At 68.4% G+C, this 13,286-nt stretch carries 13 protein-coding genes; 6 read left to right on the forward strand and 7 right to left on the reverse strand.

Annotated features, from left to right (window positions below; all coding sequences use genetic code 11):
- Positions 1-73 precede the first annotated feature (73 nt).
- Together HMPREF3114_RS08910 and xerD are read right to left on the reverse strand one after the other, a co-directional pair.
- Positions 74-859, reverse strand: a complete 786-nt coding sequence (locus HMPREF3114_RS08910; protein ID WP_053500398.1) for a thioredoxin fold domain-containing protein — start codon at positions 857-859, stop codon at positions 74-76.
- Positions 860-959: 100 nt separating this feature from the next.
- Positions 960-1,937 (reverse strand): site-specific tyrosine recombinase XerD, encoded by a 978-nt coding sequence (gene xerD / locus HMPREF3114_RS08915; RefSeq protein WP_005415216.1) that lies wholly within the window; start codon positions 1,935-1,937, stop codon positions 960-962.
- A gap of 56 nt (positions 1,938-1,993) precedes the next feature.
- On the opposite strand from xerD, the gene HMPREF3114_RS08920 reads away from it, so the two are divergent.
- The gene (locus tag HMPREF3114_RS08920; protein ID WP_070489619.1) at positions 1,994-2,485 is read left to right on the forward strand and encodes an RDD family protein; all 492 of its coding nucleotides are present in this window, start codon (positions 1,994-1,996) and stop codon (positions 2,483-2,485) included.
- A 90-nt stretch (positions 2,486-2,575) separates the two neighbouring features.
- On the opposite strand, the gene lptG is transcribed toward HMPREF3114_RS08920, so the two are convergent.
- Together lptG and lptF are read right to left on the reverse strand one after the other, a co-directional pair.
- The gene (lptG, locus tag HMPREF3114_RS08925; RefSeq protein WP_070489620.1) at positions 2,576-3,682 is read right to left on the reverse strand and encodes an LPS export ABC transporter permease LptG; all 1,107 of its coding nucleotides are present in this window, start codon (positions 3,680-3,682) and stop codon (positions 2,576-2,578) included.
- Positions 3,679-4,761, reverse strand: a complete 1,083-nt coding sequence (gene lptF, locus HMPREF3114_RS08930; RefSeq protein ID WP_070489622.1) for an LPS export ABC transporter permease LptF — start codon at positions 4,759-4,761, stop codon at positions 3,679-3,681. Before lptF ends, lptG begins: the two co-directional genes overlap by 4 nt.
- Positions 4,762-4,865: 104 nt before the next feature.
- Between lptF and HMPREF3114_RS08935 the strand changes: the two genes are divergently transcribed.
- The 4 genes from HMPREF3114_RS08935 to HMPREF3114_RS08950 all read left to right on the forward strand — a co-directional run bounded on the left by HMPREF3114_RS08935 (position 4,866) and on the right by HMPREF3114_RS08950 (position 10,708).
- Positions 4,866-6,344, forward strand: a complete 1,479-nt coding sequence (locus tag HMPREF3114_RS08935; RefSeq protein ID WP_070489624.1) for a leucyl aminopeptidase — start codon at positions 4,866-4,868, stop codon at positions 6,342-6,344.
- An 82-nt stretch (positions 6,345-6,426) separates the two neighbouring features.
- Entirely contained in the window at positions 6,427-6,852 is a 426-nt protein-coding gene (locus HMPREF3114_RS08940) for a DNA polymerase III subunit chi (protein WP_005415211.1), read from the forward strand.
- Positions 6,853-6,924: 72 nt separating this feature from the next.
- Entirely contained in the window at positions 6,925-9,753 is a 2,829-nt protein-coding gene (locus HMPREF3114_RS08945; protein ID WP_053500390.1) for a valine--tRNA ligase, read from the forward strand.
- A 133-nt stretch (positions 9,754-9,886) separates the two neighbouring features.
- Positions 9,887-10,708, forward strand: a complete 822-nt coding sequence (locus HMPREF3114_RS08950) for an EamA family transporter (protein ID WP_005415209.1) — start codon at positions 9,887-9,889, stop codon at positions 10,706-10,708.
- A 67-nt stretch (positions 10,709-10,775) separates the two neighbouring features.
- Here the strand turns inward: HMPREF3114_RS08950 and rimI are convergent, their stop codons facing one another.
- From rimI to pssA, 3 genes are read right to left on the reverse strand one after another with little or no spacing between them, the layout of a single operon-like run.
- Positions 10,776-11,273, reverse strand: coding sequence for a ribosomal protein S18-alanine N-acetyltransferase (rimI, locus tag HMPREF3114_RS08955; protein ID WP_005415208.1), 498 nt, complete (start codon positions 11,271-11,273; stop codon positions 10,776-10,778).
- Entirely contained in the window at positions 11,270-11,779 is a 510-nt protein-coding gene (locus HMPREF3114_RS08960; protein WP_053500385.1) for a hypothetical protein, read from the reverse strand. The genes rimI and HMPREF3114_RS08960 overlap by 4 nt, the downstream gene beginning before the upstream one ends.
- Positions 11,776-12,552: a CDP-diacylglycerol--serine O-phosphatidyltransferase gene (pssA, locus tag HMPREF3114_RS08965; protein WP_049414341.1), complete on the reverse strand. Its 777-nt coding sequence runs from the start codon at positions 12,550-12,552 to the stop codon at positions 11,776-11,778. The genes HMPREF3114_RS08960 and pssA overlap by 4 nt, the downstream gene beginning before the upstream one ends.
- A gap of 80 nt (positions 12,553-12,632) precedes the next feature.
- On the opposite strand from pssA, the gene HMPREF3114_RS08970 reads away from it, so the two are divergent.
- Positions 12,633-13,010, forward strand: a complete 378-nt coding sequence (locus HMPREF3114_RS08970; protein WP_053500402.1) for a DUF4124 domain-containing protein — start codon at positions 12,633-12,635, stop codon at positions 13,008-13,010.
- The last annotated feature ends 276 nt before the right edge of the window (positions 13,011-13,286 follow it).

Below are 13,286 nucleotides of genomic sequence, written 5' to 3' on the forward strand. Positions count from 1 at the left end.
CCGAGCCCATGCTCGGCTGCGGAAACATCAGCCGAGCATGGGCTCGGCTCTACAGAAACAAGGTCGGCGGCGATCAGCGCTTGGCCGACAGCTTCTCCAACGCCGCACGCAGCTGTGCCGGCGGCAGGTAGCCCCCCAGCTGGGTGCCGTCCGGCGCGAAGATCGCCGGCGTACCATTCACGCCCAGCTGCTGGCCCAGCGCGTACTGCATCGCCACCGGATTGGTGCAGTTCCTGGCGGGAACGTTGCCGCCGCGCTTGGCGTTGGTCAGCGCCTGGCGACGATCCGCTGCACACCAGACCGAAATCATGTCGGTGTAGTCCTTGCTGCCCAGGCCCATGCGCGGGAACGCCAGGTACTCGACGGTGATGCCGTTGCGGTTGAGTTCGGCGATGTCCTGGTGCAGCTTGCGGCAGTAACCACACTCGATGTCGGTGAACACGCTGATGGTGTACTTGGCGTTCGGCGCGGCGAACACGATGCGATCGCCGTGGTTGGCCTTGGCCAGCAGGCCGCGGCGATAGCCGAGCAGGCCTTCGCTGTTGGCCGGGCCCTTGGCGCGGGTGTCGTAGGGCTGCGACTGGAACAGGTAGCGGCCGTCATCGGACACATACAGAAGCTGGCCTGAAACGACGACCTCGCGGAAGCCGGGGAACGGTGCGGCGCCAATGTAGTCCACCTGGAAACCGGGGTTCAACGCGGTCAATGCGGCGCGTACCGCCTGGTCGGCCGGCGCATTCGCGGCCGGATTGGCCTTGGCCGCAGCGGCGGCGGGTGCCTTGGCGGCCGGCGGAGCCGGCTGGGCGCAGGCGGTCAGGCTGAGCGCACCGAACACGGCGGCGATGGCAAATCGGAGCATGGAGCGGTCCGCGACAGAAGAAGACCCCGGATTCTGACACAGCCGCCGGTACCGGGCGGCCACGCCCGGCAGCGCCCCGGGCAGCGATTCAGCCCGGCACTCAGCCACGCGGATGGTGGCGGGCGTGCAGCTTCTGCAGGTGCTCGCGCGCTACCAGGGTGTAGATCTGGGTGGTCGACAATGAACTGTGGCCGAGCAGCATCTGCAGCGCGCGCAGGTCGGCACCGCGGTTGAGCAGATGGGTGGCGAAGCTGTGCCGCAGCCCGTGCGGGCTGATCCGCGCAGGGTCGATGCCGGCCACCTGTGCGTGGCGCTTGACCAGATGCCAGAACGCCTGCCGGGTCAGCGCATGCAGCGTCGGTTCGATGAACAACGGGGCCTGCCCATCCGCCAGGGCATGCACCTTGCCCTTGCCGACCAGCTGCGGGCGCGACTGCTGCAGGTAACGCTCCAGCCAGTGCTGGGATTCCTCTCCCAGCGGCACCAGCCGTTCCTTGCTGCCCTTGCCGGTGACCCGCAGCACGCCCTGGCGCAGGTTGACCGCCGTCGCGGGCAGCAGCACCAGTTCACTCACGCGCAGGCCGGCGGCATACATCAGTTCCAGCATGGCGCGATCACGCAGGCCCAATGGGCTGTCGACGTCCGGGGCCGCCAGCAGCGCATCGATCTGGCTCTCGGCCAGCGCCTTGGGCAGCAGCCGTGGCAACTTCGGCGGGTCCAGCAGCGCGCTGGGGTCCTCGCTGCGTTCGCCGCGGCGCACGCCATCGGCGAAGAACGCCCGCAACGCCGACAGCAGGCGCGCGTTGCTGCGCGGTGACCAGCCATGCCGGGTGCGCCAGGCCAGATAATCGAACAACCCAGGACGCTCGATGCCGGCCAGGCCACCGTCGCGCCCATCCATCCAGCGCGCCAGCCCTTCCAGGTCACGCCGGTAACTGTCGAGGGTGGCACGGGCCAGGCCGTTCTCGGCCCAGATCGCATCGAGGAAGCGCTGGATGCGCACGCCGTCGTCGGCGCGAAGCTCGGGCAGTTGCTGGACCAGCTGGCGGCGTTCTGCGGGGGTGGAGACAAGGGCCATGCGTGCAGGATACGAGGGCCACTGCGGGCACGGCCAGCTTTGCGTATGCTCGGCGCATGTCCCGCCCTGCCACCGACACGGCCCCTGCGGCCGCTACCGAAATGCCCCGCCCACGTGCCTTGTTGGCCTGGCGCGTGCTGGCGATGGTCTACGACGCACTGCCGGTGCTGGCGCTGTGGATGCTGGCCGGCACGCTGTTCACCCTCGCCTACACCTTCAGCGGCCACGCGCAACGCGAGAACATCGCGCCGTTCAGTGCCTGGCAGTGGCTGCTGTGGGCGGTGTGCTGGGCGATCACGGGCTGGTACGCGACGGCCAGTTGGCGCCGCGGTGGACAGACCCTGGGCATGCGCCCGTGGCGGCTGAAAGTGCAATCAATCGATGGCACGCCGTTGCGGCGCGGCCAGTTGTGGCTGCGCTTTGCGGTGGGCACGCTGTCCCTGCTGCTGGGCGGGCTGGGATTCTGGTGGGCGTGGGTCGACCGCCAACGCCTGACCTGGCATGACCGCGTCAGCGGCACCTGCATGGTGCGCATGCCGAAGCGGTAAGGCGCTGTCTGTAGAGCCGAGCCCGTGCTCGGCTGCTTTCCGCACTGCACGTGACAGCCGAGCACAGGCTCGGCTCTACAACAACCAGGATCAGCCCGACTTGCGCCGGAACAGCAGTCCGGACACCGCCAGCATCACGATCGGCGGCAACGCGTAGGCAATGCGGTAATCGAACTTCAGCGCGCCGGCCATGCGGCCGAAGAACAGCTGCAGCAGCCAGAAGCCCAATGCGAACAGGATGCCCAGGAACAGGCGCTTGCCCATGCCGCCGCTGCGCAGCGACCCGAACGCGAACGGCACCGCCGCCAGGCACAGTGCCAGCACATTCACCGGGTAGAACCAGCGGCTCCAGTACACATCCTCGAAGTCGCGCGCATCCAGCCCGTTACGCTGGCGGTAGGCAATGCTGGTGCTCAGCTCGGACACGCTGAGGTTGCGCGGCTTGGCGATGCCGGTCGCCAGCGCGGCCGGGTCCAACTTCGAGTTCCAGGGTTCACGTGCCACTTCCTGACGGGTTGCCGAGCGCTCGCCAAAGGTGTCGCGGCGCACACCGGTCAGCACCCAGCCGTCCTTGTCATGCTCGGCCGTGGCCGCATGGGTCAGCGAGGCGATGTTGCCGTCTTCGGCGATCCGGTACAGGCGCACGTCGCGCAGGATCAGCCGCGTGCCCTTGTCGCCCACCAGCTGCTCCTCGCCGCTCTGGGCGTTGAGGAAGGTGTCGCCTTCGCGCGCCCACAGCCCCGAGTACCGGGTGGTGGAGATGTCACGGCCCCACTTGGCGCTGGACTTCAGTGCGTCGGCGCGGTCCTGGCCCCACGGGCCCAGCGTCTCGGCGCTGAGCACCATCACCGCGGTCAGCAGCGACAGCGCGATCGCCACCGACACGCTCAGGCGCTTGCGCGACAGGCCCAGCGCACGCAGGGCGGTCAGCTCCGAGGTCGCCGCCAGCTGGCCCAGGCCCATCAGTGCACCGATCACCGCGGCGGTCGGGAACATCGTGTAGGCGCGGCGCGGCACCGTGTACAGCACCCAGGCGGCGGCATGGCCCAGCGTATAGCCGTTCTTGCCGATGTCCTTGAACTCGCCGGAGAAGGCCATCACCACGTCAAGGCCGACCAGCACCGCCCAGGTCAGCAGCACCGTGGTGAACACCGAGCGACCCAGGTACAGGTCGAAACGCATCGGGCGCAGCCTCATGCGCGGGCTCCCTTCGGGCGGCCCAGGCGGCCATCACGTACATACATCCAGATCGCCAGCGCCAGCAGCGGCACCGTCAACCACCACAGGCCAAGCGCGGCCGGAATCTTGCCGTTGGCGATCCAGCCACTGCCGATGAACATCAGGTTGGTACCCACCATGTAGGCCATCAGGGCCAGCATCATGCGTCCATAGCGCTGCTGGCGCGGCGAGCTGCGGCCCAGCGGCACGGTCAGCAGCGCAAACGCCAGCGCGATCAGCGGCGGTGCCAGGCGGCGGTGCAGCTGCGCCTGCGCCTGGGGGCGCGCATCGCCGATCAGCTGCAGGGTCGGCATCAGTTCCGGGTCGTCCTCGGTGCGGGTCTGCGCGCCGTCGGGCAGGGCCACGTCGTTGCGGGCAAAGGTCGCCAGCCGATAATCGAGTGCGCCGGCCACCGGCCCCTCCACCTGGTGGCCGTCATCCAGCTCCAGGAAACGCTGGCGGGTGCCCTCGAAGTACATGCGGCCGCTGTTGGCCGACACCACTTCCAGGCGGTCGTCCTTCTGCCGCTGCAGGAACACCTTGCCCAGCTCGGTGCCGTCGGGCGAGATCGAGGACAGGTAGACCACGCCGCCGTTGGGCAGCGGCGTGAAACGGCCCGGCTCCAGGCCGGCCATCAGCACGCTGCGGTTGGCCTCGATGATCATCTGCTCGGCCACCCGGCCTGCCCACGGGCCAAGCCACAGCGAGCAGGCGCCAACCAGCAGCACCACCGGCACCACCAGCATCAGCAGCGGCCGCAGCAGTCGCTTGGGGCCGACACCAATGGCGGTGATGACCGCCATTTCCGAGTCGCGGTACAGCCGCGCCACGGCCAGCAGCAGGCCCAGCATCAGTGCCAGCGGCAGGATCAGCGGCAGGTAGGCGATGAACTGCAGGCCCAGCTGGGAGAACAGCAGCTTGGCTGGCAGGCGTCCGTCGGCGATGTTGCCGAGGATGTCCACCAGCACGCCGCCCACGCTGACCACCAGCAGGACGATCAGGGTAGCCAGGAAACTCTGGACGAAATCGCCCAGCAGGTATCGGTCGAGCTTCAGCATGGGGCGGTGGTTTAAACTCTGGGGTTCGTTCGCGGTGCCGCCCAGTCTACTGTCTGGGCGTAAACGGCCTGCGATTGTACGGACTCGCCAATGGAATCTGCTCAATGGCCCTCGAATTCACCCTGAACCACGTTGCTCCGGCCGCCGCCACCGTTGATTGCCTGGTGGTCGGCGCGTATGCCGACCATACCCTGACCCCGGCCGCGCAGGCCCTGGATGCCGCCAGCGGTGGCCGCCTGGCGGCCCTGGCCGAGCGTGGCGACCTGTCCGGCAAGACCGGCGCAACCACCCTGCTGCACGACCTGCCGGGCGTGACGGCCCCGCGCGTGCTGGTGGTCGGCCTCGGTGAAGCCGCCCGTTTCGGCGTGCCGCAGTACCTGAAGGCCGTGGGCGACGCCGTGCGCGCGCTGAAGGCCGGTGCTGCCCGCAGCGCACTGTTCACCCTGTCCGAAGTGGCGGTGAAGGACCGCGACGCGGCCTGGGCGATCCGTCAGGCGGTGATCGCCGCCGATCACGCCGCCTACCGCTATACCGCCACCCTGGGCAAGAAGAAGGCCGACGACGCCGGTCTGACCCAGCTGGCCATCGCCGGTGACGACAGCCAGGCCCTGACACAGGGCCAGGCCATCGCCGCCGGTGTCGAGTTCGCCCGTGAGCTGGGCAACCTGCCGCCGAACTACTGCACCCCGGCCTATCTGGCCGACGTGGGCGTAAAGTTCGCCGGCGAGCACGACGGTGCCGAAGCCGAGATCCTCGACGAGCACCAGATGGAAGCGCTGGGCATGGGTTCGCTGCTGGCCGTGGCCCGTGGCTCGGCCAACCGCCCGCGCCTGGTCGTGCTGAAGTGGACCGGCGCTGGCGACGCCAAGCCGTACGTACTGGTCGGCAAGGGCATCACCTTCGATACCGGTGGCGTCAACCTGAAGACCCAAGGCGGCATCGAAGAGATGAAGTACGACATGTGCGGTGGCGCCAACGTCATCGGCACCTTCGTCGCTGCGGTCAAGGCCAAGCTGCCGCTGAACCTCGTCGTGGTGGTCCCGGCGGTGGAAAACGCCATTGATGGCAACGCCTATCGTCCGTCGGACGTGATCACCTCGATGTCGGGCAAGACCATCGAAGTGGGCAACACTGACGCCGAAGGCCGCCTGATCCTGTGCGACGCGCTGACCTACGCGCAGCGCTTCGAGCCGGCCGCGCTGGTCGACGTCGCCACCCTGACCGGTGCCTGCATGGTCGCCCTCGGCCACCAGACCGCCGGCCTGATGAGCAAGCACGATGACCTGGCCAACGAGCTGCTGGCCGCCGGCGAGCACGTGTTCGACCGCGCCTGGCGCCTGCCGCTGTGGGACGAGTACCAGCCGATGCTGGATTCGAGCTTCGCCGACGTCTACAACATCGGTGGCCGCTGGGCCGGCGCGATCACCGCCGGCTGCTTCCTGTCGCGCTTCGCCGAAGGCCAGCGCTGGGCCCATCTGGACATCGCCGGCGTGGCCAGCGATGAAGGCAAGCGTGGCATGGCCACCGGCCGCCCGGTCGGCCTGCTGAGCCAGTGGCTGCTGGACCAGGCCGCCCGCGCCTGATGCCGTACCCGACCCTGGCCGGCAGACGCCGGCCGGGGCCTCGCCCGGCACTGCCGGGCCCCTGCCTGACCCGGACCCTGCCATGCCCCGCGCCGACTTCTACCTGATCGCCAAGCCCCGCTTCCTGACCGAGCCGCTGCGCCTGGTCTGTGAGCTGGCGCGCAAGGCCAACGACGCCGGGTTGTTCACCCTGGTGCTGGCCCGTGACCAGGCCCAGGCCGAGGAGCTGGACGAGCTGCTGTGGGCGTTCGACAACGACGCCTACATCCCGCACCAGATCGCCGGCGAAGACATGGACGAGGAAGAGGCCCTGGTACTGATCGCGGTACCCGGCACCGAGGCACCGGCGCGTCCGCTGGTGATCAACCTGCGCGACGAGCCCTGGCTGGGCCAGTGCGAGCGCGTGCTGGAAGTGGTGCCGGCCGATCCGGAAGCGCGCGAACCGCTGCGCGAGCGCTGGCGCCAGTACAAGGCCGCCGGTTACGACCTGAACAAGCACGACATGTGAGCGCGCCCCGGCCCCCTTGATGGGCCGCCGCCGCGCCCTGATCCTTCAACGATTACCTCCTGGTTCCCCCGCATGACCCAACTCGCCTCCAGCTACGACCCGAAGTCCTTCGAGACCGACCTCTACGAGGCCTGGGAGAAGGCCGGCCACTTCAAGCCGTCCGGCACGGGCGAGCCGTACACCATCCTGCTGCCGCCGCCGAACGTGACCGGCACCCTGCACATGGGCCACGCCTTCCAGCAGACCCTGATGGACGCGCTGGTGCGCTACCACCGCATGCGCGGCTACGACACGCTGTGGCAGGTCGGTACCGACCACGCCGGCATCGCCACCGAAATGGTGGTCAGCCGCAACCTGGCGCTGGAAGGCAAGGGCGAGACCCGCGATTCGCTGGGCCGCGAGGGCTTCATCGGCAAGGTCTGGGAGTGGAAGCAGCAGTCCGGCGACACCATCGAACGCCAGATGCGTCGCCTTGGCACCTCCGCCGACTGGTCGCGCAGCACCTTCACCATGGACCCGCAGCCGTCGGCGGCAGTCAATGAAGCCTTCGTGCGCTGGTACGAGCAGGGCCTGATCTACCGCGGCCAGCGCCTGGTGAACTGGGACCCGGTGCTGAAGACCGCCATTTCCGACCTGGAAGTGGAGAGCGCCGAGGAAGACGGCTTCCTGTGGTCGATCGCCTACACGCTGGACGAAGGCCTGAGCTACGAGCACGTCGAGCGCGATGCCGACGGCGTGGAAACGCTGCGCGAAACCCGCGACTATCTGGTCGTCGCCACCACCCGCCCGGAAACGCTGCTGGGCGATACCGCGGTAATGGTGCACCCGGAAGACGAGCGTTACGCGCACCTGATCGGCAAGAGCGTGGTGCTGCCGCTGACTGGCCGCCGCGTGCCGGTGATCGCCGACGACTACGTGGACCGCGCGTTCGGCACCGGCGTGGTCAAGGTCACCCCGGCGCATGATTTCAACGACTACGAAGTGGGCGTGCGCCACAGCCTGCCGATGATCAACCTGTTCACCCCGGTGGCGGCGCTGAACGAAAACGCGCCGGAACGCTTCCAGGGCCTGGACCGCTATGAAGCGCGCAAGGCCGTGCTGGCCGAACTGGAAGACCTGGGCATCCTGGTCGAGACCAAGGCGCACAAGCTGCAGGTGCCGCGCGGCGACCGTACCGGCCAGGTGATCGAGCCGTACCTGACCGACCAGTGGTTCGTGAAGATGGACGACCTGGCCAAGCGTGGCCTGGAACTGGTCGAGGACGGAAGCATTTCCTTCGTGCCGCCGAACTGGATCAACACCTACCGCCACTGGATGAACAACATCCAGGACTGGTGCATCAGCCGCCAGCTGTGGTGGGGCCACCGTATCCCGGCGTGGTTCGATGCCGCCACCGGCAACTGCTACGTCGGTCGCAGCGAAGAGGAAGTGCGCGCGAAGCACAACCTGGGCAGCGACGTGGTGCTGAATCAGGAAAGCGACGTGCTGGAGACCTGGTTCTCCTCGCAGCTGTGGCCGTTCTCCACCCTGGGCTGGCCGAATGAGCAGGCCATGGCCGAGCGCGGCTTCGACCGCTACCTGCCATCGTCGGTGCTGATCACCGGCTTCGACATCATCTTCTTCTGGGTGGCGCGCATGATCATGGCCACCGACAACCTGGTCGGGAAGATCCCGTTCAAGGACGTCTACTTCACCGGTCTGATCCGCGACGGCCAGGGCCAGAAGATGTCCAAGAGCAAGGGCAACGTGCTCGACCCGCTGGACATCATCGACGGCATCACCATCGACGACCTGGTCGCCAAGCGCACCGGCGGCCTGATGCAGCCGAAGATGGTCGAGAAGATCGAGAAGGCGACCCGCAAGGAATTCCCGGACGGCATCGTCGCCCACGGTGCCGACGCGCTGCGCTTCACCATCGCCGCGCTGGCCACCCACGGCCGCGACATCAAGTTCGACATGAACCGCGCCGAGGGCTACAAGAACTTCTGCAACAAGCTGTGGAACGCCAGCCGCTTCGCCCTGATGAACACCGAAGGCGCTGCGTTCACCGGCGTGCCCAAGCCGCGCACCGATGCCGAGCGCTGGATCCTCGCGCGCCTGGCCGCCACCACCGCCGAAGCTCAGGGCCATTTCGCCGCGTATCGCTTCGACCTGCTGGCGCAGTGCCTGTACGAGTTCGCCTGGAACGCGTTCTGCGACTGGTTCCTGGAGCTGAGCAAGCCGGCCTTGAACGGTGCCGACGCGGCTGATGCCGAAAGCACCCGCCACACCCTGCTGTACGTGCTGGAAGCGCTGCTGCGCCTGCTGCACCCGCTCACGCCGTTCATCACCGAACAGCTGTGGCAGCAGCTGGCCCCGCGCCTGGGCCTGGCCGAAACCACGCTGTCGCTGCGCCCGTACCCAACCGTCGCCGAATTCGCCGGTGATTTCGCCCAGGCCGAGGCCGACGTGGAATGGCTGAAGGCGGTGATCAGTGCCGTGCGCCGCGTGCGCAGTGAGCTGAACGTCGCACCGTCCAAGCTGGTGCCGCTGCGCCTGCAGGCCGGCCTGGCACAGGACCGCGTGCGTATCGAACGCTTCAGCGCTTCGCTGTCGTTCCTGCTGAAGCTGGACAGCATCCAGTGGCTGGCCGAAGGCGAAAGCGCACCGCCGGCGGCCGCCGCGATCGTGGGCGAGCTGAAGCTGCTGGTGCCGCTGGAAGGCCTGGTCGATCTCGATGCCGAGCGCGTGCGCCTGGACAAGGAAATCGCTCGCGTCGAAGCCGAAAAGGAGAAGAGCGAGACCAAGCTGGCCAAGTTCACCGACAAGGTGCCGCCGGCCGTGGTCGAGCAGGAACGCGTGCGCCTGGCCGACTGGAACACCCAGCTGGCCGGCCTGCGCGAACAGCGCGCGAAGCTGTAACGCCGCGCTCTGGTGCGTGCCAACCAAGGTTGGCACCTACCACGCCGGGAGAGGTTGGCACCCACCCAAGCGGAATCGGAAACGCCGGGCGATGCCCGGCGTTTCCATTTCCGCCGCATGGCATCATCGCCGGATGCCTCTTTCGATCTTCCTGCTGGTTCTCGCCGCTGCGGCACTGCATGCCAGCTGGAATGCGATCGTCAAGCGCGGGCCGGACAAGTTCCTCGGCACCGTGCTGGTCACCGGCAGCGCCGCGCTGCTGTCGGCCGCCGCCCTGCCCTTCCTGCCTTTTCCCGCCGCGCACAGCTGGCCCTGGCTGGGCGCATCGGTGCTGTTGCAGGTGACCTATTACGGGCTGGTCGCACGCTGTTACCAGCAGGTCGACATGAGCCTGGCCTACCCGCTGATGCGTGGCAGCGCGCCGATCCTGGTCGCACTGGCGGGCACCCTGCTCGGTGAACCATTGCCCGCTGCAGCGTGGCTGGGTGTGGTGCTGGTGAGCACCGGCATCCTGTGCATGGCAGTGGGTGCGCGTGGCGGCCAACTGCGCCTGCCGCTGCTGACCGCAGCGATGATCGCCACCTACACGCTGGTCGATGCGCAGGGTGCACGGCAGTCCGGCAGCGCGCTCAGCTACACGCTGTGGTTGTTCCTGCTGTCGGGCATTCCGCTGCCGCTGTGGGCGTTGTACACGCGCGGCGGCGCGGTACTGGACTATGCGCGGCAGCATTGGCCGCTGGGACTGGCCGGTGGCGTCGGCACCACCGCCTCCTATGCGATGGCGTTGTGGGCCATGACCCAGGCGCCGGTGGCGATGATCTCGGCGCTGCGCGAATCCTCGATCCTGTTCGCGCTGCTGATCTCGGTGTTCCTGCTGCGCGAACGGATACCACGCGCGCGCTGGCTGGCAGCGTCGCTCATCGTCGGTGGCGTGCTGGCGTTGCGCCTGGCGTGAGCAGAGCGTGCCAACCAAGGTTGGCGGCAACCGGTAGTGCCGGCCGCTGGCCGGCAACCCGTCTGCGTTAAAGCGGCGGCATCACCTGCAGGTCGCCGTCGACCAGCTCGATCGCCATCACCACCGCGTCCTCGCGGCCCTGTGCGGCCGGATAGTAACGCGGGCGGCGGCCGATCTCGTTGAAGCCTTCGCTGTGGTACAGCGCCAGCGCCGGCGTGTTGGACGGACGCACCTCCAGGAAGACGCGCTGGGCACCACGGTCGGCGGCCAGTTGCACCATCGCGCGCAGCAGCTGGCGGCCCAGCCCGCGCGACTGTGCCAGCGGGTCGATGCAGATGTTGAGCACGTGCGCTTCATCCGCGGCGATGCTGAGCACGCCATAGCCGACCAGCAGGCCATCGCGCTCCATCGCCAGGCCGGGATAGCCGGCGCGCAGGCAGTCGATGAAGATGCCGCGGGTCCAGGGAAAAGGATAGCCCCTCAGCTCGATCGCCATCACGGCATTGAGGTCGCTCTCGCGCAGCGCACGCAGGCTGACCGGGCCGGGCCGGGTCACCGCGCTCACCGCGCACCCCGCTTGCGCAGGGCACGCAGCTGCGGCCACAGCGCACGCTTGGCGGCCGGGTCACGGCGCAGCTGGTCCAGCGGCCAGCTGTCCATCAGCACCTGCGTCGCCGGGTCGTTCGGGTTGCAGCCGGACGCGCGCAGCAGCGCGATCTGCAGGCGATCGGGCAGGCGTACCACCGGCTGTCGTGCGTTGCCGCTGGGCAGCGGGCGCTCAGCCGCCGGCACGGTATCCGGGGCACTGACCGGCGTTTCGCGGCGCGGCGGAGCCGGGCGTTCCGCGCGTACTGCGGTCGCGGTCGCGGCGTGGGCGTCGCGCGGCGGCACAGCGGCCCGCACCGGCTCCGGTTCCGGCGGGGCAACACTGGCCTCGGCTTCGGCCACGCTCAACTGCAATGCGGCATCCAGCTCGGCGGCCAGCTGGCCGTCGTGATAGACGGTATAGCCCATGGCCTGCAGCCAGGCCTGCTGGGCCGGCGACCACAGCACGGGCAGGTCCTGGCTCACGCGGCCTCGGGCTTCTTGCGCAGGCGCTGCACGGCCCACATCACCGGGCCGGACAGGGCGTACAGAATGCCGACCGCGAACAGCACGCGCGGCAGGTCGATCACCGCGATGGCAATGGCGACCGGCACCAGCGCCAGCACCAGGAACGGCACGCGATCCGAACGGGTGCCCTTGGCCGCGCCGCCCTTGAAGCTCCAGAAGCGGATACGGCTGACCATCAGCAGCGCAGCGATGATCGTCACCGCCAGCGCCACGTAGCGCAGCTGGTTGCCATCCCAGCCCAGGTTGCCGTCGGCGAACGCCCAGACGAAGGACATCATCAGGCCCGCTGCGGCCGGGCTGGCCAGGCCAACGAACCAGCGCTTGTCGACCACCGCCACCTGCGTGTTGAAGCGGGCCAGGCGCAGTGCCGCGCAGGCCGCATACAGGAAGGCCACGGCCCAGCCGACGCGGCCGAGCAGCGGATCATCGAACTTCAGCCACGACAGCGACCAGTGGTACATCACCAGCGCCGGGGCCATGCCGAAGCTGACCAGGTCAGCCAGCGAGTCGTACTGCACGCCGAATTCGCTGCTGGTACCGGTCAGGCGCGCCACGCGCCCGTCCAGGCCATCCATCACCGCCGCCACGAACACGGCGATGCTGGCGTTGACGAAATCCCCGTTGGCCGCGGCGATGATCGCGTAGAAACCGGAGAACAGGCCGGCGGTGGTGAACAGGTTGGGCAACAGGTAAATCGTGCGCGAGCGCGGCGGCGGTGTGATCGGGTCCATGGAATCCAGTTTAATCGACTTGCCAGTGCTCGGCGCCAATGCTGCAATCGGCGTTCTACGCCCATTCCGTGGAGTTTGCCATGCGTGCCCTGTCCTGCCTTGGATGCCTGCTGCTGTTGGCCAGTGCCAACGCCGTGGCCGGTCCCGTCTACAAATGGAAGGACGCCCATGGCGTGACCCAGTACTCGGAGACCCCACCGGCGGGCAAGAAGTACGAGACCCGCGAGCAGGCCCGCACCCCGCAGGCCGCGGCCAGCACCGAGACCCCGGCCGCGCCGGTTCCCGAGCAGTGCAGCACGGCCCGGGCCAACCTGGCCCTGCTGGACGGCGGTGGCCAGGTGATGCAGGACACCGATGGTGATGGCAAGGCCGATACCCCGTTGACCCCGGAGCAGCACACCGCGCAGAAGGGGCTGGCGCAGGCCGCCATCAAGGCGTACTGCCCACCGGCCAGTTAAGGGTATCGGCAGGGCCGCGCCCTGCACCTGCAGAGGCTGCAAGCAACGGCAACGTCAAAAGCGGGCATTCCGTGGAATGGCGGGGCGGTGTCGGAGTGCGGGGACGCTGCAAGTACGTCCCTGTAAGCTTGGCAGCCGCTTGCTCGTGTGCGCTGTCCTGCGCACACGAGCAAGCGGCGACCAAGCCTACATGGACGTATTCATGGCGTCTCCCGCAACCGGGCCCACCCCGCCATCCCACGGGAAACCCGCTGTTGCTTCGGCTGTTGCTTCTGA

Source organism: Stenotrophomonas sp. HMSC10F07 (genome assembly GCF_001807895.1).
Lineage (GTDB): Bacteria > Pseudomonadota > Gammaproteobacteria > Xanthomonadales > Xanthomonadaceae > Stenotrophomonas > Stenotrophomonas sepilia.

Bases quoted from the DNA above. Each gene is read 5' to 3' on its own strand.
- HMPREF3114_RS08910 (WP_053500398.1), bottom strand. From the start codon at position 859: ATGCTCCGATTTGCCATCGCCGCCGTGTTCGGTGCGCTCAGCCTGACC.
- xerD (WP_005415216.1), bottom strand. From the start codon at position 1,937: ATGGCCCTTGTCTCCACCCCCGCAGAACGCCGCCAGCTGGTCCAGCAA.
- HMPREF3114_RS08920 (WP_070489619.1), top strand. From the start codon at position 1,994: ATGTCCCGCCCTGCCACCGACACGGCCCCTGCGGCCGCTACCGAAATG.
- lptG (WP_070489620.1), bottom strand. From the start codon at position 3,682: ATGAGGCTGCGCCCGATGCGTTTCGACCTGTACCTGGGTCGCTCGGTG.
- lptF (WP_070489622.1), bottom strand. From the start codon at position 4,761: ATGCTGAAGCTCGACCGATACCTGCTGGGCGATTTCGTCCAGAGTTTC.
- HMPREF3114_RS08935 (WP_070489624.1), top strand. From the start codon at position 4,866: ATGGCCCTCGAATTCACCCTGAACCACGTTGCTCCGGCCGCCGCCACC.
- HMPREF3114_RS08940 (WP_005415211.1), top strand. From the start codon at position 6,427: ATGCCCCGCGCCGACTTCTACCTGATCGCCAAGCCCCGCTTCCTGACC.
- HMPREF3114_RS08945 (WP_053500390.1), top strand. From the start codon at position 6,925: ATGACCCAACTCGCCTCCAGCTACGACCCGAAGTCCTTCGAGACCGAC.
- HMPREF3114_RS08950 (WP_005415209.1), top strand. From the start codon at position 9,887: ATGCCTCTTTCGATCTTCCTGCTGGTTCTCGCCGCTGCGGCACTGCAT.
- pssA (WP_049414341.1), bottom strand. From the start codon at position 12,552: ATGGACCCGATCACACCGCCGCCGCGCTCGCGCACGATTTACCTGTTG.
- HMPREF3114_RS08970 (WP_053500402.1), top strand. From the start codon at position 12,633: ATGCGTGCCCTGTCCTGCCTTGGATGCCTGCTGCTGTTGGCCAGTGCC.